22 protein-coding genes, 1 pseudogene and 1 riboswitch are annotated in these 20,550 nt (G+C 43.5%); of the genes and pseudogenes, 1 reads left to right on the top strand and 22 read right to left on the bottom strand.

The window, feature by feature from the left end; genetic code table 11:
• Positions 1-27 precede the first annotated feature (27 nt).
• The 20 genes and pseudogenes from CE058_RS10445 to CE058_RS25325 all read right to left on the bottom strand — a co-directional run.
• Positions 28-645, bottom strand: coding sequence for a cell wall hydrolase (locus CE058_RS10445; RefSeq protein WP_048011234.1), 618 nt, complete (start codon positions 643-645; stop codon positions 28-30).
• Between the two features lie 190 nt (positions 646-835).
• Positions 836-2,572: a methyl-accepting chemotaxis protein gene (locus CE058_RS10440; RefSeq protein WP_048008000.1), complete on the bottom strand. Its 1,737-nt coding sequence runs from the start codon at positions 2,570-2,572 to the stop codon at positions 836-838.
• A gap of 121 nt (positions 2,573-2,693) precedes the next feature.
• A complete protein-coding gene (locus tag CE058_RS10435) occupies positions 2,694-3,887 on the bottom strand; it encodes a phosphopentomutase (RefSeq protein ID WP_048007999.1) in 1,194 nt (397 codons plus the stop codon).
• A 2-nt stretch (positions 3,888-3,889) separates the two neighbouring features.
• Complete coding sequence (locus CE058_RS10430) at positions 3,890-5,050, bottom strand: YhfX family PLP-dependent enzyme (RefSeq protein WP_048007998.1); 1,161 nt, start codon at positions 5,048-5,050, stop codon at positions 3,890-3,892.
• A gap of 27 nt (positions 5,051-5,077) precedes the next feature.
• Positions 5,078-6,220 (bottom strand): aminotransferase class V-fold PLP-dependent enzyme, encoded by a 1,143-nt coding sequence (locus CE058_RS10425; protein ID WP_048007997.1) that lies wholly within the window; start codon positions 6,218-6,220, stop codon positions 5,078-5,080.
• On the bottom strand, positions 6,220-7,137 hold the full coding sequence (locus CE058_RS10420) for a phosphotriesterase family protein (RefSeq protein ID WP_048007996.1): 918 nt from the start codon (positions 7,135-7,137) through the stop codon (positions 6,220-6,222). The genes CE058_RS10425 and CE058_RS10420 overlap by 1 nt, the downstream gene beginning before the upstream one ends.
• A 30-nt stretch (positions 7,138-7,167) precedes the next feature.
• Positions 7,168-8,460 (bottom strand): YhfT family protein, encoded by a 1,293-nt coding sequence (locus CE058_RS10415; RefSeq protein ID WP_048007995.1) that lies wholly within the window; start codon positions 8,458-8,460, stop codon positions 7,168-7,170.
• Between the two features lie 27 nt (positions 8,461-8,487).
• Positions 8,488-8,847, bottom strand: a complete 360-nt coding sequence (locus tag CE058_RS10410) for a DUF2620 domain-containing protein (protein ID WP_048007994.1) — start codon at positions 8,845-8,847, stop codon at positions 8,488-8,490.
• 1 nt (position 8,848) lies between these two features.
• The gene (locus CE058_RS10405) at positions 8,849-9,223 is read right to left on the bottom strand and encodes a PRD domain-containing protein (RefSeq protein WP_048007993.1); all 375 of its coding nucleotides are present in this window, start codon (positions 9,221-9,223) and stop codon (positions 8,849-8,851) included.
• Between the two features lie 66 nt (positions 9,224-9,289).
• A complete protein-coding gene (yhfZ, locus tag CE058_RS10400; RefSeq protein ID WP_048007992.1) occupies positions 9,290-10,222 on the bottom strand; it encodes a GntR family transcriptional regulator YhfZ in 933 nt (310 codons plus the stop codon).
• A gap of 153 nt (positions 10,223-10,375) precedes the next feature.
• A complete protein-coding gene (locus tag CE058_RS10395; protein WP_053071303.1) occupies positions 10,376-10,837 on the bottom strand; it encodes a hypothetical protein in 462 nt (153 codons plus the stop codon).
• A gap of 38 nt (positions 10,838-10,875) precedes the next feature.
• Complete coding sequence (locus tag CE058_RS10390; protein WP_048007991.1) at positions 10,876-11,532, bottom strand: hypothetical protein; 657 nt, start codon at positions 11,530-11,532, stop codon at positions 10,876-10,878.
• A gap of 49 nt (positions 11,533-11,581) precedes the next feature.
• Positions 11,582-12,148, bottom strand: coding sequence for an SMI1/KNR4 family protein (locus tag CE058_RS10385; protein ID WP_048007990.1), 567 nt, complete (start codon positions 12,146-12,148; stop codon positions 11,582-11,584).
• Between the two features lie 134 nt (positions 12,149-12,282).
• Complete coding sequence (locus CE058_RS10380; protein WP_048007989.1) at positions 12,283-13,089, bottom strand: YwqG family protein; 807 nt, start codon at positions 13,087-13,089, stop codon at positions 12,283-12,285.
• A 33-nt stretch (positions 13,090-13,122) separates the two neighbouring features.
• Complete coding sequence (locus CE058_RS10375) at positions 13,123-13,518, bottom strand: hypothetical protein (RefSeq protein ID WP_048007988.1); 396 nt, start codon at positions 13,516-13,518, stop codon at positions 13,123-13,125.
• Positions 13,519-13,559: 41 nt separating this feature from the next.
• Positions 13,560-13,922 carry a hypothetical protein gene (locus CE058_RS10370; protein ID WP_053071301.1) on the bottom strand — a complete coding sequence of 121 codons (363 nt, stop codon included), beginning with the start codon at positions 13,920-13,922 and terminating at the stop codon, positions 13,560-13,562.
• A gap of 27 nt (positions 13,923-13,949) precedes the next feature.
• Entirely contained in the window at positions 13,950-14,072 is a 123-nt protein-coding gene (locus CE058_RS25080) for a hypothetical protein (protein ID WP_262175425.1), read from the bottom strand.
• 123 nt (positions 14,073-14,195) lie between these two features.
• Positions 14,196-15,275 (bottom strand): leucine-rich repeat domain-containing protein, encoded by a 1,080-nt coding sequence (locus tag CE058_RS10365; RefSeq protein WP_163142319.1) that lies wholly within the window; start codon positions 15,273-15,275, stop codon positions 14,196-14,198.
• Positions 15,276-15,401: 126 nt separating this feature from the next.
• Positions 15,402-15,893: a methyl-accepting chemotaxis protein gene (locus CE058_RS25330; protein WP_262175409.1), complete on the bottom strand. Its 492-nt coding sequence runs from the start codon at positions 15,891-15,893 to the stop codon at positions 15,402-15,404.
• 42 nt (positions 15,894-15,935) lie between these two features.
• Positions 15,936-16,331: pseudogene (locus CE058_RS25325) on the bottom strand (PAS domain-containing protein); the annotation flags it as partial.
• Positions 16,332-16,392: 61 nt separating this feature from the next.
• Positions 16,393-16,476: riboswitch (cyclic di-GMP riboswitch) on the bottom strand.
• A gap of 166 nt (positions 16,477-16,642) precedes the next feature.
• Between CE058_RS25325 and CE058_RS10355 the strand changes: the two are divergent.
• Positions 16,643-18,169, top strand: a complete 1,527-nt coding sequence (locus tag CE058_RS10355) for a hypothetical protein (RefSeq protein WP_048008010.1) — start codon at positions 16,643-16,645, stop codon at positions 18,167-18,169.
• Between the two features lie 127 nt (positions 18,170-18,296).
• Here CE058_RS10355 and CE058_RS10350 read toward each other — a convergent pair whose 3' ends face one another.
• Together CE058_RS10350 and CE058_RS10345 are read right to left on the bottom strand one after the other, a co-directional pair.
• A complete protein-coding gene (locus tag CE058_RS10350) occupies positions 18,297-19,205 on the bottom strand; it encodes an alpha/beta hydrolase (protein ID WP_048007985.1) in 909 nt (302 codons plus the stop codon).
• Positions 19,186-20,538, bottom strand: coding sequence for an MmgE/PrpD family protein (locus CE058_RS10345; protein ID WP_053071299.1), 1,353 nt, complete (start codon positions 20,536-20,538; stop codon positions 19,186-19,188). Before CE058_RS10345 ends, CE058_RS10350 begins: the two co-directional genes overlap by 20 nt.
• Positions 20,539-20,550: the final 12 nt, after the last annotated feature.

Raw genomic sequence — 20,550 nt, 5'->3', positions numbered from 1 at the left:
TTTACATGGGGTAAAGGTGCCTTCAATTTAATAGGCAAATTTATGATTGCCAATCTGTTTTATCACTGGACGGGTGAAAATCCATTGATCTGTCGCCGTATAAGGGTTGTAATAGTATGTAGCCCCATTGGTAGGATCCCAGCCATCAAAGGCATCTCTTACCGCCTGATAAGCTTCGGCATCAGGCTGCAGCCAGTACTGTCCGTCATTCACAGCTGTAATAGCATTCTTTTGGAAAATAACATTGGAGAGAGAATCCGGAAATTCATTGGATTCCATTCGATTGAGAACGACAGCGGCAACTGCCACCTGGCCTTCATAGCTTTCTCCGCGCGCTTCCCCATAAACGACATGAGCCAGCATGTCCACATTCCTAAGCATTTCTGCCGTGTTCACTCCCACGATGCCATCAGCTGCTAAACCGAAGTCATACTGAAAGTTTCTAACTGCAGTCTCTGTTACCGTTCCATAATACCCTGTATGGTCTGTATTAAAATAACCAAGCTTTTGTAATGCTGATTGAATATATGTAACTTCCGGGCCTGCAGAGCCATTCTTTAAAACAGCAGCATCTGCTTTCGGCTGGCTGAAACTCAGCACAAATACCATTGCGGCAACGGCCGTAATCCACTTTATGTAATTCATTTGAACACTCCTCTTTATGTTTTTTAGAACTCAACTGCCCTCCTTTTGATAATGGTAATAAGAGTACCTTTGCTTGTTTCCCTATATGGTCCATTAGAAAACTCGTTCAAATGGTTTAATTTTCCTCATAGTACAAAAGGACAGGCAGGTAAAAGAAAAAAGCCGCTCTCTATAGAGAACGGCTCCTAATTTATAATTTAAACTTCTCCACCGACTGTTCCAGCTGTTTAGAAAGACTGCTCAGCTGAAGAGTCAGCTCTGAAATCTTTTCTACCGCATTCTCCTGCTGGTCTGTTGAGGCTGCGACCTCCCGGGAAATTTGTGCTGTGTCTTTAGATAGACCCGCAAATTCATCAATGGATGCAGAAATCTCTTCTGATCCGGCTGATAACTCTTCTGTTACAGCAGAAACCTCCTGAATTTCCCCGGTAACTCCTTCAACCGCATGCAGAATCTGATTGAATTTCTCGCCGGCGCTATTAACCAGAACAGTGCCTTCTTCCACTTTGCCGGAGCTCGCATGCATGTTTCCGACTGCCTGTTCAATAGACGATCTAAAGTGATTTAGCTTTTCGGCAATTTGTCCAGCAGATGCTTTTGAACCTTCTGCCAGCTTTTTAACCTCCTGGGATACAACCGCGAAGCCTTTGCCATGTTCTCCTGCCCGTGCAGCTTCAATGGCTGCATTTAATGCAAGCAGATTGGTTTGCTCCGCTATGCCGGAAATCAGGTTCACGATATCTTCAATTTCAATAGCCTGCGTACCCAGCTCTTCTATAAATAGAGATGAATCATTTACAGTCTTTTTAATCTCATTGATCTGCCGGATGATGGACTGAATTTCATCAAATCCTTCTTTTACCTGATGTGTAACTGTATTGGATTGTTCGCTCACATCTGTGGAAGCCTCCGCAATACGCTGAATGCCTATAGCCATTTCTTCGATTGCTTTTGCAGATTCCTCGCTTCTGATCAGCTGTGTATCAGTAGCCCCTGCCACTTCCTGAATCCCTCTGACAATCAGGCTGCTGGCCTGGCTGATTTCTTCCACCTTGTTTTCTATTTTCCCTGAAGAAACCAGGAGTGCTTCTGAAGATGATTTTATGTCTTCAACCATCTCCTTCGTAGATTGTGTCATTTTTTTGAAAGACTCTGTCACATGTCTAATTTCGTCATTTCCTTTTACTTTAATCGAACTTGCCTTCTCTTCTGCTCCGCGAAGATCGCCATCAGCCATTAATTGAGCGGCTGAACTGATGCTTTGCAGCGGATGCAGTCTTCTTTTGACGAACCAGGCCAGAATGGTAACCACGGCAAGGATTAACAGTATATTTATCACCAGGTTCATCGGCAGCACTTCCAGGAGTACTTGATCTGAAATGCTGTTAACATTCTCTGCATTAATATCGACACCCAATATCCCGATTACTTTTCCATCTGATTTAATGGGTACGAATGCTGAAAGATAGTCTCCATATTCCGGATCGTGAACGATCGGTGAACTTGATCCTTTTCCATCCAGGACAGGAGAAATATCTTCATATGTTGTAGCCGTTGTCGGTGTTTTAATGTCTGCAGCAATATCGGAGCCCTTCGGCAGGCCATCAACCATTATAAAGAGTTCTTTCTTGTCGGAATCAGCCATTAAAGTATATACGTAAAACGCGCCTGTCTTCTCGCGAAAATCATTCAGCTGCTCCCGAAGGTCCCAATAGGTTTCCGACTGATTGGGATTCTTTAAAAAATCATCATATTTTTCGGTATCCATCTTTGAAGCTATATTGTCTGCAATGCTTAAACTAAAATTTTCAATAGAGGACTCTACAGAATTTTTCGTGCTCAAGTAGAGCATAGCAATATTGCCGAGTAAAACAATTGCCATTCCAAGAGCCATAACCAATGCTATTCTAGCGCTCAGCTTTTTCATATATTTCACTCCATTAGTAAATATTTCATATATGAATTATAACTTTTAACCTAGTTAAATAGCACTAGAAAAATCAGGAAAAACAAAAAATACTGAAACCATTCCGGCTCCAGCATCTCTCTTAATCTATCATCATCTTCAAAAAACTCTTGCCTTCCTCAGTGGCAGGCAGTCCAAAGAACTCGCTGAATGTCGCCCCAACGTCCGCCATCGAATTGCGCTTTCCGATGTTAACCGGTTTTATCCGCTTACCGGCAGCGAGGATCGGAACGTATTCTCTCGTGTGGTTGGAGTGTCCGATGGTCGGGTCGTTGCCATGGTCAGCCATGATAATTATTAGATCTTCCTCTGCCATCTTGGGCAGGAATTCTCTGAGCCACTGGTCGGTTGTATTGAGCAGACTCGCATACCATTCTGTATCTTCCGCATGGCCTGCCAAATCTGTCTCTTGTACATTTACCAGAAACGCGGCATCCTCTTTTTCTTTTAAATAGGAATTCTCTAAAGCTTGCAGAACCTTTTCAGTATCAACGATAGGGTCTGCCGGCCCCTCGCCATGCAGGACATCTGCCGTCTTGCCAATCCGATGGACTTTGAGCCCATGCCGGGCAGCGATCATCGGAAATTGTCCGTCTATGTTTACGCCGTAGCCCATGTGATAGACTTCATAGCCTTTTCCGTACACCTTGGCCTTCGGGGCATCCACTCCCCACTGGCCTGGATTTTTTTCATGTACAACTGACAGGATATGTCCAATGGTTGTATAGGGTCCTCCAAAAGCAATGACCCGGCTGGTATCTACATTCTGGCGGACAATTTTCCCGACTTCCTTTAACTCCTGGAAAGGCATTTTATTAAAATCAGCAGTTAGATTGATGATGTTTCCCAGTGAGGACTCAAGATTATCCCCGATGACACAGGCACCATTTACTAATAGCACCGGCCGGTCATTCCGTGGGTATTCAACCTGATAGCCTGCTTTAGTTAATGCCTTGGCCAGATGTGGACTAATATCTTTCATCAGTCTTTTATTCGAGCGCTTCGGGCAGCTCCCGGCAATTTCCTGGTGCCCGAGGTACGTGTCTGCCCCGTGATGTGCCAATGCCGAGAAGCCGTAAGCATTGGCAGGGGCTTCCTTCCCATCCACAAGCGCTCCCAGCCCAAGCTTATATAGAGTCGGTATTTCTAAAAAATCAGCCGATTCCCGAATATGCTTATAGGTATTGGCCCTGCAGTCAGAAGGGCTGAACTCTCCGCAATCCTCCATTGCACCGATGCCAAAGCTGTCAATCACCAGCAGAATTGCTTTTGCCATCCTTACCACTTCCTCTCAAAGTGAACCAATTCCGGCTTTCCGCTTTGAATTCCTTTAACCAGGGCAATATGGGCCCTTGTGACGAACACCTGTGTGCGGAAAGAGAAAACAGCTGTATCGCCTTCAGAAACCTGAAAGCCGTTCGGTTTCTCAATCGCACCATAGTAATCAATTGCTTCAGGAGCCGGTTCGATTGCTTTTACATACTGGTTCAGTATGTCTTTTTCATTATTACCGACCAGACACCCGGTTAAATGGGAGCGGCCGTAGTAGCCCCCGCCGATGACGTAATACTGCTCCTGATCCTGGTGGGACACTTCGGTTACATATACAATGGCAGGTTTCTCTGGGAGATCCCGGTACGCATGCAGCGGGGTTGTTCCGGTAAGGGCATGTCCCGGTTCTCCATGTGTTACACCCTGTTCTGCCAGGAACGGTATGGTTTCACAGCTGGTCGCACTTGGACCGTTTACCTGTTTTACTGTAATGCCCTTTTTCTCCAGAATGCCTTTTGCTTTTAAAAGGGTTGTAAAGTTAGGAGTCGGTTCCATGCTTTTCTTATCTTCAGATAGCTGAAAGTTCGGAAAGGTTGTGACGCCTGCTATGTTAATCCCGGGAAGCCCGGCCAGTTTGGGAAGCTCTTCATCCAGCTTTTCCAATTGAAAGCCGCCCTGCTGTCCGGGATAAATCATATCGCCTTCTGCATACACCCGGAGAAGTACATCCTGCACCCTTCCTGACTGAACAGCCGCATCAGACAGCTGTCTGGCACGCGCAAGGGAAAATAGTGTAATGACCTCCGGGTTCCATGACAGCACTTCCGGCCACTGATTTTTTCCCGGCTGCACCAGATGGCCGACATTTCCTATTTCAACGCCGCCTTCTGCCAGTGTTTTGGCTTCGTCGAATTCAACAGCTACCGCCTTTTCGATGCCGTGCTCTGCAATAAACTGGCCTATAAACGGAAGCCTTCCAAGCTGCTTGCTCATGAAATAAAGCGTAAAGTCATGATTTTTTGCCGTTTCTGCCAGAGCTGCCACATTCTCTCCGAGTATATCGAGGTCAATCACGTACGTATTCGGGGGTATCTGCCCGCTTTGATGCAGGGTGACACCTGATTGAATAAGCTTAGGATTTCTGCGCTTTGTTACATCTAAAAACATGGAAGTTTCCCCCTTTATTTACGGGTATCAACGATGCTGCACTTCTTTTGCAATAGGTATCACTTTTTCCAGAATGCCGATGATCGTGTCTGCTCCTGATTTCATCGGATTGATGCGCAGGCCATATTCCTTCAGCTCGGGCTGTGCTTCCAAAAAGCTGCCGGAAACGCGGTAAATCATCGGTATGATTTCATATTTTGATTCCGCCCCAACCGGATGGGTGGCCGCTCCATGCTCGTCACTGATGCTGATCACGCTTTGGGCAATCGGATTTTCCAGCTCTACAATGACGTTTTTGGATTGGGCATTCGTCATGTAAGCGGCACGAATTCCGTTCACAGCGCCTTCATTCAGACGGCGGCAAAGTTCTTCCACCTGCTCATTCTGAATAGCCAGCGAGACAGGCGCGAAGGTCATCATTCTTAATAGCTCCATGGCTTCGTAGCCCTGTACCTGGCCGCCTCCCGAGTAGTTATAGTGATGCACCCGTTCGATGGCGTCTTTTTTGCCGGCTATGACGGCAATTCCTTCCGGCCCGAGAAGCTTAAATCCCGAAAAGGTTGAGTAATCCGCTCCTAATTCCACGCCAATTCCCTTTGTCTTCAATGCACAATAATTGTCATCCACGACAATTGGAAGATCCGTGCGTTCTTCCTTCACAGCTTTGATGACTTCGGCCAATTGGTAATGATCTGCAGGCTGCTGGCGGGCATGCTGAATATAGAAAACTTTAGGACTTTGATTAGTTCTGATGGCTGTTCTGACTTCCTCAAGATGGTTGTAATCTGCCTGGACTGTTTTGATGCCTAAGATTCTTAACGTTTCCTTTGTCGTCGTATAAACAGGGGCCGTGTGAATGAACATTTCATCTCCAGGAGACAGAAGCATGCTTAGAATATTGCGGATCGCGCCTGTTCCGGCTCCCCTGACAAGGGCACAGTCTTCTGTTTCAAAGAAATCAGCCAGAACTCTTTCAACAAGATACGTTTGTTCCGGACGCTTATATATGGGGGAAACTCCAAGGTCTCCCATCGAAAGAAATTGCCTGCCCTTGAAATGGCGGCTCATACTGTCAACCAGTTTGAATTGTTTTTCCTGTGCTTCCTGTATGGATAAGCTTGGCAAAACTGAATTTGCGTACTTTAATTGGGCTCGGTTGTATGTGGACACTATGATCGCTCCCTTATTGAAAAAGCTCTGGATGGATTAACGGTCAAAAATTGATGAAGGATGCTTTCCGGCACTCCGGATTTCTTCAATTTTGGAATAAACGTCTCAAGCACAAGACCGTAGCCCGGGCCTCCGTTCTTCTTCCAATGGGATTTGCGGGTTAAGTCAGCTGACAGAAGAATTTGCTTCTCATATCCGCGGTTTATAAAATCAATAAGAAAGTCAGCTCTATCTTCATCGGGACGGTAATTATTTTTTCCAATCGTATCAAACGCGATATAGGCTCCTGTTTCCAAAACAGCGAGAACTTCGTCTTTATTCGGGTTGAGGTCCTGATGGCCGATGATGATCTGATCAGCCGGCAGGCCATGCTTCGTCAGCAGCTGCACCTGCTCAAGCCCGAGTGTTCCGAGCGTTGTATGAGTGGTCACCGGAAGGCCGGTTTCGGTACCGGCCATGGCGGCACCAATTAACAGCTCACGTTCGATCGGCTTCATTTCATTTTTGCTTGTGCCCACTTCCCCGATGACACCCGGAAGTATGCCCGTATCAGCAATCCCTTCCTTGGCTTCTTTTATAAAATGCTGTGCAAACTGCTCCGCTTTCCAGCCGTCTGCAAAATCCGGGATATAAGGATCTTTATAAAAGCCTGTGCATGTAATAAGGTGAACCCCGGTTGCCTCGCTCAGCCTTTTTAGCACAAGAGCATCCCGGCCCATGCCGTCATTTGTCACTTCCACCATTGACCTTCCGCCGAGACGATAGAAATCCTCCAGTTCCTCACGCATGCCCTGTTCATCATCCAGAATCGTATCCGGATCTTTTTTCACTCGCGAAAGATCAATGGAGAGATGCTCGTGAGCCGAGCAAATCCCCAATTCTTCCGGAGCAATTTTTCCAAGTACGGTTTGTATCATGGCTGTCCGCTCCGTTCTCTTTAATGTTTTTTACTGAGGTATGTTCATGATTCCAATTGCAACCAGGATATTGGCTATGATTCCGACTGCAATGGCACCCACAGGGCCAACCGCAATGCGGACAATCGGGCGTCCTGCCGCTTCATTAAGCAAGTAGAAGCCTGCAATAAAGAAGAATCCAAACCCTGGTGCAATCGCATTGGCAGCGTTCGCTCCACCGATTAATAGTGCTACTTCCAGAAGCTTGGTCATCGCACTGCGGATATTTTCCCCGGAATTACGGACACCGGGATATTTATCAAGGAATCTTGCAATTGAGCTTAATAGCATAACTTCAATGAAAATAATAATGACACCGCCGATTAAGGCTACCCAAACATTCGGGGAGAAAAATCCGACGACGAAAATGAGTGTGAATCCGACCGGGCTGTATACACCTGTTGCGATCGCTGTACTGGCGACAAGCGGAATAAAGCCGAGCGCACGGGCAGCCGCAGCAATTCCGGCATCTGTTGCTTTGCCCTCTGCTAATAGATTTAGAGAGATCGGGTCTCCTGCCATAATCCATAGATTCGTAGCAGCTGCAATAAGACCGCCAATAATCATAAAGAACACAACATTTTTTCTGATTTTAGCCACTTTATCACTGAATACAGCGGCAAGGTCGATGGATGAGCCTTCTTCAGCTTTTTCCTTCATGGCAAAAACAAGCAGGAAGATCATTCCTGTAATAAGGGCCATTCCTTCCTGGTTCAGTGTTACTGTCGTGCCTGAAATCGTCAGAACTCCGCTTTCATTCAGCCAGACAGCAAGCTGTCTGATCAATGCGGATACGATAAACGTAATAACCCCTTTTTTTACGCTGAATTGCATGGCCACCGCAAGTGCCGGGAATGCCATAAATGTAACGACGACCGGTGTTCCGACCGCTCCCATAGCTTCAAGGAAATTAAGCGGAAGATAATCGAACAGCTTCACAAAGCCTTCGAGCCCGATTAAAAGCCCTGCTCCATAAGCACCGCCAATTACTGCCGCAAGCGGGGTTCCCCATTTATTTTTCGGCGTCAGCAAACCGATAATATCTGTTCCCAGCAGGATACTGTGAACGAGGATGATACTCGCCGAGAGTGTAAAAGGTATTCCAAATCCGATTACCAAGCCGAAACTCATTGCAAAGGCAGTAAAGGCCAGGTCCCTTCTCGTCATCCGCCCTTCCACATGTTCGGAGACAATTGGACGGAGCCCATCATTGAAAACCGCAATATTCATATTGGCCAAAACAGCAGCAACGGCACCGATCAGGATAATTAATGTCATTTCCATTTCTTTTTCCCCCTCATTTAAAATGGATTAGCTTTTAGTCTTTAAAGCTTTGATAATCATAGGCACTGCGGCTTCTTTGTGGTCAGCTGTAAAACCGAATGCTTTCTTCCCTTCGCTGACAGCGGTTACAATCTTCTCCTCAACAGGCTTTTTCCCCGGCATGGAAACCGTCTCGCAGTTTGGCTTGCCGAGAAGGGCAATCGCCATGGCTAAAGCACCGCCTCCGCCTGTGTGGCAGGCTCCTACATAATAATCTGCCTGTCCCGTCTTAACAGCCATCGCTGCTTCCAGATCGGATTTGACCATCGTCGTTATGCTGCTGTCAATCTCTTTTATTAAGCTCTCAATCTCTTTTTTATCCACCTGTCCGCCAACTACAATTTTCATCTTAATTTCCTCCTTTGTTGATTTGCAGTACATTTGTGTAATGTATAAGCAGAAAATCGATTTCCTCTTGGGGGAGCTGATTCTTCCATTGCTGCTGTACAAAATCGATTTCCTTCATTGCTGTGGATGCTTCCGGTGACTGTTTGACTTCATCCAGCAGGGCAGGATGCGGAGCCTCCACCTGTTCGCCATTTTCAATTCTCGTCAGAGCCGTCGGCAAATGGGTGAAAAGCATTTCCGCCCCTTCTATAGCATCCTTTTTCAAGTGTGACTGCAGGTGCATAAAAGCCAATGTCGTTATATCAGCGGCTATTGTGCTGACAACAGACGAGCTTAATAGGATATCCATTCTTTCTTTGAGTTGGTTTAAATCCATCTTTTACCCCTCCAAAATACAGTATTTAGTATATTAATGGTGCTAAGAAACTAGAACTTCAGTTTCTTAATAGTGCGGATATTTTTCCCCTTCCTCTACCAGCATTTGGATCTCTTCCACTTTATTGAACTGGAGGAGCTGGATTTGTTCCCTGATATTTGTTCTTTCACTTTCAATGACAATGGCTGCTCTGGTTGCTTTTACGGCCAGTTCCTTTGCTCTTTTCGATTTAAAATCAGAGGAAGCAAACGTTTTTAGTGCTCTCGCTTCATCTGCGTTCCAGACAGCTGCATCAATACTGCCGTTTTTCAGCATATTGAAAAGCTGCATATAGTCCACCTTTATCAATTCAACCTTGTGTTCTTCACATTCAAGGAGGGTGATATTGGCCTGGTCAGCAGATGAATAGTCAATTCCAATTTTCATGCCATCTGTAATCTCGCTGTTTTTGCTATCTGAAAAAAAGACTTTATGGGACGTGACATAAGTCTCCGGTCCAAGAGTATGGAGTATTTCCAGGCCATCAAACTCCTGTACGGCCTCTTCTGCCGCCAGCTGGGACATGATAGCAAAATCGTAGCGCCGGGTTTTTAAGGATTCGACCCGTCTTCGGGCTCCTCTCATGTAAGCAAGACCAGACTTCTTGTTGATTTTCTCAAACCCTTCGACAATGCCAGTCGCCAATCCCTCATATTTGCGGGAATAAGGCAGCGGCATAACGCCCATCACCGGTCCGATGCCGGCAATCTCATACAGCAGGTTGATATCCCTCTTTTTCAAAAAAGTCCCCAGATGCCCTCTGGATTCAAGCGAGATGGCATGCAGATCCTCCAGCACTCTTAATGCCCCCTGCACAGTCCCGCGGCCCAGGGATAGCTTGTCTGTAAAATCACTTACCCGGGGGATTCTCTCTCCCTCTGAAAACTGAATAAGCTCCTTTGCAATAAATTTGGCAGCCAGCCCATTCTTTGAATATAAACTTTCCCAAATACGGCTCATATTGTAATACCTCTTTACTTTGATCAATATACAGAAAACTGTATATTATGAGTGTAGCGTTTTTATTTAAGTAATTCAAGCTAAAGTTTTTTCATTTGTTTGTTTATTTAGTCTATAAAGGATTCATATTTTGTTAAATTTCTGCTTATGTGATTAAGGTGTCCAGTAAGCAATACGGTTACCCGGAACAGCTGCAATTAACCATTCCTCCTCGCCTTGACGGCAGCCATCGCCAGCCTGCCAGCACTCATACATTTCATGAGATCCGTTCACAGATAATATTTTTCCTGTTTGAAAAGCTACATACAAATGCGGCATGTTTTCACCTAACCAAATATCCACAACTTCCTCATTTAAAAGACTATCTATAGACATGGTATTCTCTTTAATTGTTATAGTCTTTTCATGAAAGTTCACCGCCTGGTCAAAAACTGTCCATTTAGGATCCTCAATATTAAGCCAGGGTTGGGATTGATTGGACGGATGTTTCAATGAGAAATAGAGATAGAAAGAATCTGGTCCATCAGATTTTATCCTGATGACCATTCCTTTTACAAAGATCTGCTTTAAAGCTGCTTCAGCAAATTCCTTATCTTTTTTATCCAAAGAAACCATTTTTCTTCCCCTAAACCAGTTCACGTTCAATCCCCTTACTATATTGTAATGACCCCAACCCACTGACTTGTTTTTGAAGCTACTTGAAAGGTCCGGTTATCCACCCACTCCGGTTTCCCTAAAAATCTTCCATAAACGACATGGCTTGGCACCTCTTCAACGAGGACTTCTTCCTTAACCATCAGGCCGCTTTTGTGATAAATTTTGGCCATTAGCTTAAAGGAAGTAACCGTATGGACTCCGACTGCATAGGCAGTGTATTCTTTATCAGGGCTCTTTTTGGGAGTGCCTTTTAACAAAAACTCTACCGAATACTTGTGTTCTTTAATTTTTTCAAGAGCATTCTTAACCGGAGTATAATCCCAGCTCTTTTCTCGAAAAACTGGAGAAATAAACTCATTGAATACTCTGCAATACTCGATATATTTTTCTTCCGGATCACTTAAATCCAAAAATTCCTTTGGATTATATGGGATCTTGATGGTTAAACCATTCTCGATTGTATAGGAATCCACGATGGTTTCCTTCATACCTGCCAAACAGTAAACCATCAAAGATTCCACTTCATCAGTTAAAGCCCCTTGCAAGTAACGGCTTACTATCAGTGAAAAAACATTCGTCTGGAGATTAAAGCCAACTTCATTCTTCTTTTGTCTATTGGTTGCATCGTGAAGAATAATCTCTTTTAATTCCACCTAAATTCCCCTCTGTCTAACGTGATCGAAAGAACGCAATATCATACATTTACTCAAATTCATAGAATATCCTATTTGCTATATTGTTTTTCCCCTCCAAAATCACTTCCCTAAAAAAGATTTCCAGATTTTTATAGGATTTCAGGATCTTTTTGGATCTATATTCTATCTCCAATATATTCTCGTTAAGCATATCAATCACATAGTACGTATTTTTCACAAGCGAATCAGCAAAAATAAAATGATTCTCCGGGGTTCCTTTTCTTCGGTATAAGTCCTGCATAACTTCTAAATCAAATGCCTGGTGAACCTGTTCTTCATAACTTAGCCCTCTGTAAGTCTCCGGGCCTATTCCTGACACTCTAAGGATGTCAAATAAGTAACAGCCATTGCAGTTTCTTAGAAATTTTTTATAAACTGATGGAAAGTGAACCTTTGTTTTTGTTTCATAGTCCACGATCGCCTTAAGTACTAGGCCTGGCTGTATGTGGGTATGCCAGCGGCCTTCTCCTAAATGGCCATATAGGACAGTATTGGTTCGAAGCTTTTTCTTATCTGTCTCATAGATTTGATCTAATTCTTTATTTAGAACATCAGCTTTGACTATTTTTGACATGTTTAATCCCCTTTTCCGAAAGACTGTATCAATAGGAATTAAATTTTCATTGTTTTAATGTATTATGCGCAAAGGCTCACATTCATAAAAACTTTCAGACTGATAAACATGATACGGGAATTTACTAGGTCCACCTAACAGCAATCCCAATTATAAAGAACATTAGTGAAATTCCTGTTTTTTAAATCTTCTTCTTTTATAAAGAAGTTTGCAACCCCGCTGTCCCCGAACATCAGGTCAATATCATCGTCCGTATCCGCCTGGAATAGCAGTATGGTATATTCTCCTGTTGGATCACTTTTTTCTCTCGGATCCTGCTGGGTGAAGTAAGGATAACCGCCTATTTTATGGCCTTCTGCACCTAACTCCTCAAAGTAGAGCTCATGTAAATCTTCATAGTCCGGATGATCGATGGATTCGAATAAGTCGATATTGACCATGTCCTCAAAACGGAAATCATCAGCAGGTACAGGAGCGATCTTAAGCTGGAAACTCATCTTTGCTTCCTGGACTATCGGATCATATTCAATACTTAAATCAGGTACATACGAAAAGTCTGTCACCAGGTCTTCCTCATCTTTCACGATATTTGGATGATAAATAACCCGATAGTTTCTTTGAGCAGTCGGGTTATCAAAATCAAGCCCGTACAAATCGTCAACCGGCGAGAGATAGAATTGAAGAATCCCGCTTTCAGGCATCGGCTCAATGCGGGGAACTTCTTCGAAATTTATCTGTGCAAATAGATTCATATAATTCCCCTGCTCATCCTTTGGGTGATCACTCAACTTTGGAAGGTAGGGATGTCCTCCAAACTTACTTTCAAAAAGGGTGGTCTCCCCTCTTTCTGCTTGGATGCTGACAAACGGTTTAGCCGTTTTTTCTAATTCGGCCCGATATTTTTCAAATTCCTTCGGCAGCTTTAATACTAAACTGGTCATAAGATTCTATCCTCCTGATTCTATTCAATCCACTTAATTAGTTAAAATTTCATCCATATATTCCTTTAATTCTATGCTTATTTCTTCCGGCGATTCATCCAGGAGCTCTCCGGCCACTTTGGAACCAGGGAATTTCCGTAAGACTGGCATGCCTAAAAAGATGCGTTCGCATTCCCAAATTTTAATAATCTTTAAGTCTATGAGGTCACCGTTCTTGTCAGTAAATCCTACTGAAATGGAGGAACTGTATCCAGGCTGAAAGACATCATTGCCCTCTTGGTCAAAGGCAGCTTCCAATTTGAGGCCTTTCTTTGAAAAAGCGGTTTTATGCTCTTTTTGGAGTCTTTCAGCCTGTTCTTTGAGCTTCTGTTCAATATCTTCAATCTTCGTTTTTAACTGTGGGGTAAAGTCTTTATCCTGAATTCTCATACCATCAGCTACTCTCATTATTCTTAGAAACGCGGGTCAGCTCACCGATACTGCTCTTTAAAAATCAGCTTAAACTTGGGCCTTAATGTTATTTCTATAATGTTTTCATATAAATCTGATTCACCATGAAACAATCGAATGATTGAATATTCCTTTTCATCCGCGGCAATTTCTATTTTCCTTACAGATAGCAGTTTCATATAGGAAAGAACTTCATTAGAGTTTTTTTCTTTTACATCCATTATAAATTCATCATAAAAAGGAGCTATCCTGACCTCCATTACTTCATTTTTATTTTCAAAAATAAAAGATGAGGTGTCATAATAAAAATTCTCCGTCTCATCTTGTCTCCCCGGCAATGATTCAAACACCGATATTAGGTCAGCTTCTTCTGGGATCTCCATGATTAAACCCTCCTTTCAAAAAAAATATTACCATTCCCTCCACTCCTCTGTGATGTCCCCGTCAAACTCCAAACCCGCTATGCCTGCAGCTTCCATAATGTATTCACAGAGCTCTTCTCTTTCAAGTGTTTCAATAAAGTGAAACTTCAATCAGGGGGGTTCCTTATCCCCCACTGATTGTTAGTTGAACCAATCGGGCCTTTACGGGCAGTTTGACCCCCGCTTATCCTCCTTTGATTCCTCTGAGTCTTGAAGTGGGGGTCTTACTGCCCGTTAGACTGCGATAAAGTAATCATACTTTTCATTTAGCTTGTTCAGCTTTAGAGTCACTTGTTTTACATATTTCTTGATCTCTTTTTCCGTCAATCCGCTATCTTGGGTCAGATTTTTTATAAACGAATCAAGAACCTTATTGGCAGCTCTTATATTTTCTTTTGTGAACAGATCATCACCATCTGCCATTCTCTTTTCCCACTCTATTGTAGGCAGAGCCAGATCCCCCAGCTTCATACCCTTTTCCGGATCCCTATTCTTAATTTTCTGCTTGGTGTAATACACTTCCTCAATGTTTTCACACAAAGAGAGATCGCCATCTTGTACATGCGTATCGGGAAAGATAAAAGCCTTCAGCTTAGGCAGATTTTCAGTAAAGCTAATTGAGGGTATATCCCCGCAATTAATCAGCTTTAATTGTTCCAAATGCATCAATTCACCAATAGATGAAAAATCTTCAATCCCCTTGCAGCTCTCAAACTCCACATCAATCAGCGGAGCCTTCACTTTGCGAAGCGCACTAACATCTTTTAAACTCCTAAGATAATTCAACTGAAGCATTTGCAGGCTCACTATCTCTTGGATTCCTTCAAGTGTGACAATATTTGATTGTGTTAAAATAAGCTCTTTTAAGCTTTTTAACCCACTAAATTCAGTGAGATTCCTGGCTTTCGGCTTATAGCTCCACAGCTGGGCTCTGGTTAGCTTACTTAATTCATTCAGTCCGGCCGTTTTACTCGGCAGTTGCCCGTATACTTCTTGCAGATTCTTAAGTTCTCCTATTTTAAAAACATTTTTAGTGGTTGTTTCATTTATCGATAGAATCCTTAGGTCCCTTAAGCTATAAATGCCGCTCAGGTCTTTTATAAAAGAATTAAAAACATCCAAATGTTCAATACCCGGGCATTCATTCAAAAAATAAACATCTGGAGAATCAAAATCTGACACACCCACATGTTTAATGCTATGTTTATTGATATATTCCACACTCTCATTTATAGCGAACGGATTTTCAAAGATTACCTTCTCTCCAGTTTCACTCCTGCGGATATATACATTCCCTTCATAATAAAATGGCATATGGATACCTCTTTTTCATTTAACTTACTGCATACTATAGAATTTCTCCGCCGCCATCCATTTTTCCTATCAACAAAAAAAGAGCTGCTATAAAAGCCGCCCCATCATAACGTTTTATACGTTTTCCTATAAAATACCCTTAAAACCTTTCGCCTGCTCATCCAGCTTTTTTGCTGCTTCCCCGATATCTTTAAATGCGGATACCGCCTGTTCATTATGAACCTGATTTTCAGAGATGCCTGACTGCGATTGCAGGGTGGCGTCACTGATTTTGTTGATTTCACTTGATATTCCTTCAATATGGGCGTTGACTTCCTGAATGGAGTCCTGCACCCGGTTTGCGAGCTTTCGCACTTCCCCGGCAACGACGTTGAAGCCTCTGCCATGCTCGCCTGCACGCGCGGCTTCTATGGCTGCATTTAAGGCGAGCAGGTTGGTTTGCGCCGCTATTTCCCGGATCGTTTTTACGATGCTGCCGATGGATTGCGCCTGTGATTTTAGAGAATGGAGGATTTCCAGGTTTCCTTTGGACTCATGAACGAGCTTGCCTATTGCCTGAGCGGCCTCTTCACTTCTCTCAATTCCAGCTTTTGCTTTTTCACTAAGGGCTTCTGACATTTCCTGAAGCTGGTATGCCACCTGTGCTGTATTCGTTTCCCGTTCTGTTATATCTGTTGCAATCTTCACGACACCAGCGACCTTGCCGTCATTCCCGAAGACCGGTGTGTATGTAGCCTCGAGCCAAATAAGGTTTCCCTGTTTGGTCACACGCTGGATTTTTTCCTGAAAGCTTTTGCCATTGCGCAGATTTCTCCAAAGCTCCTGGTATTCCCTGCTGGCGGCAAATTCTCGGGTGCAAAATTGCTTATGCATCATATTTGGCATCTCTTCTGCTCGATATTTCACAGTGCGGGCAAAATTTTCATTTGCCCAGAGCACTTTCCCATTCCCATCAAATTCAATCATCGCCAGAGAATTTTCAATTGCAGCCAAAACAGCTTCTTTTTCTAGGACCTGTGTGCTTTTAACATGATTAGGCTGATACGTTGTAAGCATGCTCTTCCTCTTTTCAAAAAAAGTTTGTCAGAACATATCCTTACAAAAGAACTGTTCCCCTGTAAGTGCTGGCCGGTTGCGCTACTAGCTCGAATTCATTCAAGCGCCCAAATTACCTTGAATTCTCATTGCTTCCAACTTGTTCTATTTATATGTCTATAGTACTAGTATCGGTTTGGTATCACAATTTTAAATGCTCTGCTTTCTCATATGCTGAAAATTCTAATAATTAAACATTAAGACCCATGATTCCCATAATTAGTAAAAGTAGAATAGAACTGTAAGAGATGATGAAGAAGGGATGGATTTATCTGAAAAATAAGCTGATTGCATTATCTTTGGCTTCTGTTTTAAGCTTTTCACTTTTTCCGGAAAGTAGTTTTGCGGAGCAAACTGCTGTGGAAAACCAGGCGATCATACCTGGTGCACACACAGTAACAGAACAATACTTTGACGGCGCCGGCAACAACTGGCTCACAACAAAGAATCCCCTGCAATATCAGCAGGCAACTCTTTACGGCAATATCGGCCTGACTCCTTATCTTTGGGGAAATGCAGCGGAAGGAACCGGATGGCATCAAATGTACATGCCTGCTTCTGTAACAGGGACTCAGGTAAATGGTGTTTTTGAAGATGCCCAGTTTGTCATCAGGGTTCCGGATCGCTGGAATGGCCGGCTGGTTGTTTCGGGAATCCCGGCGACACGAAATGAAACGTCGACCGATCTGCTTTTCAGCGATTATGTATTGGAAAAAGGATATGCTTTTGCTGCGATTGATAAAGGCACCCAGGGTGAAGCTGATTCGGATGATCCATTTGCAAAAGTAAAAAATGCTTTGGTCAATGAAGATGATAGTGTAGCAGAATGGCATCAGCGGTTCCGCCAGGTTACGAAAGCCGCTCAGCAGTACTTAGCCAGCTCACATTCGGATGGGCTGATCGACCCGGCCGATTCTTCTGACCCGGCGAGCGATTTAGTATCCGCACAGCATAAGGTTCCTACATATGCGATGGGAATTTCCAATGGCGGATACGTCGTGCGTTATGCTCTTGAAAATGATGACCCGGAGAAAACCGGAGAACCGCGGCTTTTTGATGGAGGAGTCGATTGGGAAGGTGTTCTCTGGACGGAGAAAAAAGAAAACTTGATCAGTTCCCTGACCACTGTTGTGAATAATGCTGAGGAAGCTTTGTACGGCAGCGGCAAAGACCAGCAAAAAGCGGTTAAAGAGCTATATAAAGCAGGTTTGCCAAAAGGGTCGGAAAAACTGTGGGCCTACCATGATCAGGTATACTGGTTTGTCTCGCTGAATATCTATCGGGACCATTTCGATCCGGACGCACCAGGCCGGACGGATTGGAGCAATTACCTGAACTTCGTTAATGGCGTGAGAGATCGTTCCTATGATTCTATTTTTGAAGATTATAAGTATGTGACCCGGCCGAAGGATGTGAAAGAAAATATAAAGGCGGTGGCCAATACGGGCGATATTGATGTGCCGCTCATTTCTTTTACAGGTTCCCTTGATTCGCTTATTTTCCCGGAGATCCATGCAAAGGGATATCAAAAGCTGGTCAAGAAAGCCGGAAAGCAGGACCTGCACAGAATGTATACGATTGAGAACGGCAACCATGTTGACAGCCTTGTCTGGAACCCGGGCACTGATCCGGATCAAGAGCTTCAGCCTCTGTTGCCTTATGCTCATCAATCATTTGACCTGCTAGTTGACTGGGTGGAAAACGGAAATGCGGCTCCTGCGAGCAAAACGGTTGATGCACCGGAGAACCCGGTTAAGGTCATTGATTTGAAAACTGGGCTGGAACGGGACCCTCGTTAAAATGAATTCCTATTCCAAATGAAGTTTCTCTGAATGACAGCAAAAAATCGATTATAAAATTTTATGATTTTATAATCGATTTTTTCAATTAATTATACTAATTTGAAAATTTATTTCAGAGGAAAGATTAACTGATTTTCTCCAGCGTTTTATAGTGCAGGCTCACCCCGAAGAATTGGCCAAGCTGTCCAATTAAGTCCTCGAATATCGGATGTTCATGGTACATAAAGTCATTGTGTTTTCCATCGATGATGAATAGCTGCTTTGGTTCTGTAGCTGCATCGTAAAAATGGAGTGATTCTTCTACAGGATGAAGCAGGTTGTCTTTTCCATGTCCGATAAATAGTGGGCATTCGATAGCACTTGCTGTTTTATCTGCGTTCAGCTCAATAATGGATTCAGTAAACTGCAATTGAGTTTGTTTTCCAAATGGTGATAACGGTGCAAGCTCTTTTTGTACATAATCATTTGTAGCAGGATCTAGCGGATAATGAATAAATGGATCCTCATATTTTGAACTTCCAGTTGTAACGCGGTGAATACGGTCTGCTTCGACCATGTTCTTGATTTCTACCCAATCAACATAGGAATGGATGGACTTCAGCCATCTTTCTCCATTGTAAAAACCGTTAAGTGCAGCTACTGCTTTTACTCGTTTATCTGCTGCTGCAGCGCGTACAACGTTTGATGCACCCATGCCCCAGCCAATTAACCCGATATTTTCAGGATCTACCTCATCCTGGGTTGTTAAAAATGTAATCGCATTCCTTACATCCTGCACTTGCTCATCCAAAATAACTCTGCCCTGCTGTCCTTCGCTTTCTGCAAAACCCCGGTAATCAAATCCCAGGCATACATAGCCGAGCTCTGTCAGGCTGCGTGCAAATAATCGGGGGTAAAATTGATTAAAGCCCTGATATCCAGAATTCGGAATAATGGCCGGCCGTTTCTCACCTGGCTGATAATCATCCGGCAAATAAATTGTCCCATCCAGTTTAAACCCTTCACTATAAAAGCTAATTTGACGTTCTTGCATGATAAATCCCTCCATATTTTTTATTTAATAATGACGTTAACTTTTGAATGCTCGAGAGCTTTTCTATTTCTTGTATACATTGGTATATTTCATCACAAATTTCATGTCCTGCAATTGGCTCTACCAGATTATAAAACTTATTCTTTTTTTCAAATGATGATAGCGGAAAATCATAGTCTCCTTTTGCCTGCAGTACACTTGATGAAAAGATATGACCCCTGCTATCTTCAATTTCTATCCTGCTAAGAGCCTTTTCAGGAAATTGCTGATCTAATTCATCACTAATATAGATTTCAATCTTATCCATTGCATTTAAAATCTCTGGATTGCCTAGTTCGTTCAATACCTGATTAGGTCCAACTTCTCCTGTAACTAAATAGGCCGCAAACGGAAAAGTGAGATTATATTGGGCTTCTTCTGTATTATTTGGATACTTTCTGCTTAAAGAGGCAGCTTCAGTAAACGTATAAATTTTAACTTTATTAATTTCTGGATTCCTTAACGCATGCTTTGGCATTAACTCCTTCAAAGCTTCTATCCCCGGCTGTGCCCATCTGCAGCATGCGTAAGGCTTATAATAAAGCTCCTCCACCCGGTATACCTTTCCCAATTCCTGCAAATAAGGCTCCGCTTCCACTGTTTCAAAAAGGGAAGGAATTCCGGTAAACCCCTCCTTTGCAAGGGAGGCAGCACTTATTCCAGTCATGCTTCCCCATCCAATCCCATCTTTGAGCATGGAAGGGTGTTTAATGCAGCGCATCATAGGAGAATAGGTTGATTGGTATTCGGCAATACCCAGTGCATGGTTTAATTCTTTTCCTGTTAATTTCATAATCTTCCCTGATCCTGCTGCAGCTCCGATAGCTCCCCAGGAACCCGTACAATGGTATTCAGGACGGACCTGATGTGCGATAATCCCTGCCCTGATTGCGATTTCATAGCTTATCAGCAGGGAAGTCATGAATTCTTCACCGGACACATTGTACTCCTCCGCGGCTGCAAGAACAGCTGGAAAAACAATTGCACCCGGATGACCTTTTACAAGGCGATGACCGTCATCCATGTCGAGCGCATTCGCAGCGGTAGCATTTACTAAAGCTGCTCCTGATGCACTCATTTTTTCAGCAGACGAAAACACAGAACTTCTACCGGTTCCCCACTGGCTGTCTGCAAACTTTTTTACCATTTCAAATGCAGCAGTTTGAGTCCCTGCAATTGTGCAGGCAATAATATCAGCAAGTGCTTCTTTTAAAGCTTGTTTGCTATTTGCATGAACGGAGTTAAATGATTCTGTCCTCAAATACTCCTCAAGCTTTTCAGAGAAAACCTCCAAGGAAATCACTTC

Source organism: Bacillus sp. 22-7, from assembly GCF_010628845.1.
Classification (GTDB): Bacteria; Bacillota; Bacilli; order Bacillales; family Cytobacillaceae; genus Cytobacillus; species Cytobacillus firmus_B.
This window is presented reverse-complemented; position numbering and strand designations above follow the sequence as displayed.

What these genes read in the sequence shown, in the direction of transcription:
- CE058_RS10445 (WP_048011234.1), bottom strand. Translation starts at nt 645, where the DNA reads ATGAATTACATAAAGTGGATTACGGCCGTTGCCGCAATGGTATTTGTG.
- CE058_RS10440 (WP_048008000.1), bottom strand. Translation starts at nt 2,572, where the DNA reads ATGAAAAAGCTGAGCGCTAGAATAGCATTGGTTATGGCTCTTGGAATG.
- CE058_RS10435 (WP_048007999.1), bottom strand. Translation starts at nt 3,887, where the DNA reads ATGGCAAAAGCAATTCTGCTGGTGATTGACAGCTTTGGCATCGGTGCA.
- CE058_RS10430 (WP_048007998.1), bottom strand. Translation starts at nt 5,050, where the DNA reads ATGTTTTTAGATGTAACAAAGCGCAGAAATCCTAAGCTTATTCAATCA.
- CE058_RS10420 (WP_048007996.1), bottom strand. Translation starts at nt 7,137, where the DNA reads ATGATACAAACCGTACTTGGAAAAATTGCTCCGGAAGAATTGGGGATT.
- CE058_RS10415 (WP_048007995.1), bottom strand. Translation starts at nt 8,460, where the DNA reads ATGGAAATGACATTAATTATCCTGATCGGTGCCGTTGCTGCTGTTTTG.
- CE058_RS10410 (WP_048007994.1), bottom strand. Translation starts at nt 8,847, where the DNA reads ATGAAAATTGTAGTTGGCGGACAGGTGGATAAAAAAGAGATTGAGAGC.
- CE058_RS10405 (WP_048007993.1), bottom strand. Translation starts at nt 9,223, where the DNA reads ATGGATTTAAACCAACTCAAAGAAAGAATGGATATCCTATTAAGCTCG.
- yhfZ (WP_048007992.1), bottom strand. Translation starts at nt 10,222, where the DNA reads ATGAGCCGTATTTGGGAAAGTTTATATTCAAAGAATGGGCTGGCTGCC.
- CE058_RS10395 (WP_053071303.1), bottom strand. Translation starts at nt 10,837, where the DNA reads ATGGTTTCTTTGGATAAAAAAGATAAGGAATTTGCTGAAGCAGCTTTA.
- CE058_RS10385 (WP_048007990.1), bottom strand. Translation starts at nt 12,148, where the DNA reads ATGTCAAAAATAGTCAAAGCTGATGTTCTAAATAAAGAATTAGATCAA.
- CE058_RS10380 (WP_048007989.1), bottom strand. Translation starts at nt 13,089, where the DNA reads ATGACCAGTTTAGTATTAAAGCTGCCGAAGGAATTTGAAAAATATCGG.
- CE058_RS10375 (WP_048007988.1), bottom strand. Translation starts at nt 13,518, where the DNA reads ATGAGAATTCAGGATAAAGACTTTACCCCACAGTTAAAAACGAAGATT.
- CE058_RS10370 (WP_053071301.1), bottom strand. Translation starts at nt 13,922, where the DNA reads ATGGAGATCCCAGAAGAAGCTGACCTAATATCGGTGTTTGAATCATTG.
- CE058_RS10365 (WP_163142319.1), bottom strand. Translation starts at nt 15,275, where the DNA reads ATGCCATTTTATTATGAAGGGAATGTATATATCCGCAGGAGTGAAACT.
- CE058_RS25330 (WP_262175409.1), bottom strand. Translation starts at nt 15,893, where the DNA reads ATGTCAGAAGCCCTTAGTGAAAAAGCAAAAGCTGGAATTGAGAGAAGT.
- CE058_RS10350 (WP_048007985.1), bottom strand. Translation starts at nt 19,205, where the DNA reads ATGCAAGAACGTCAAATTAGCTTTTATAGTGAAGGGTTTAAACTGGAT.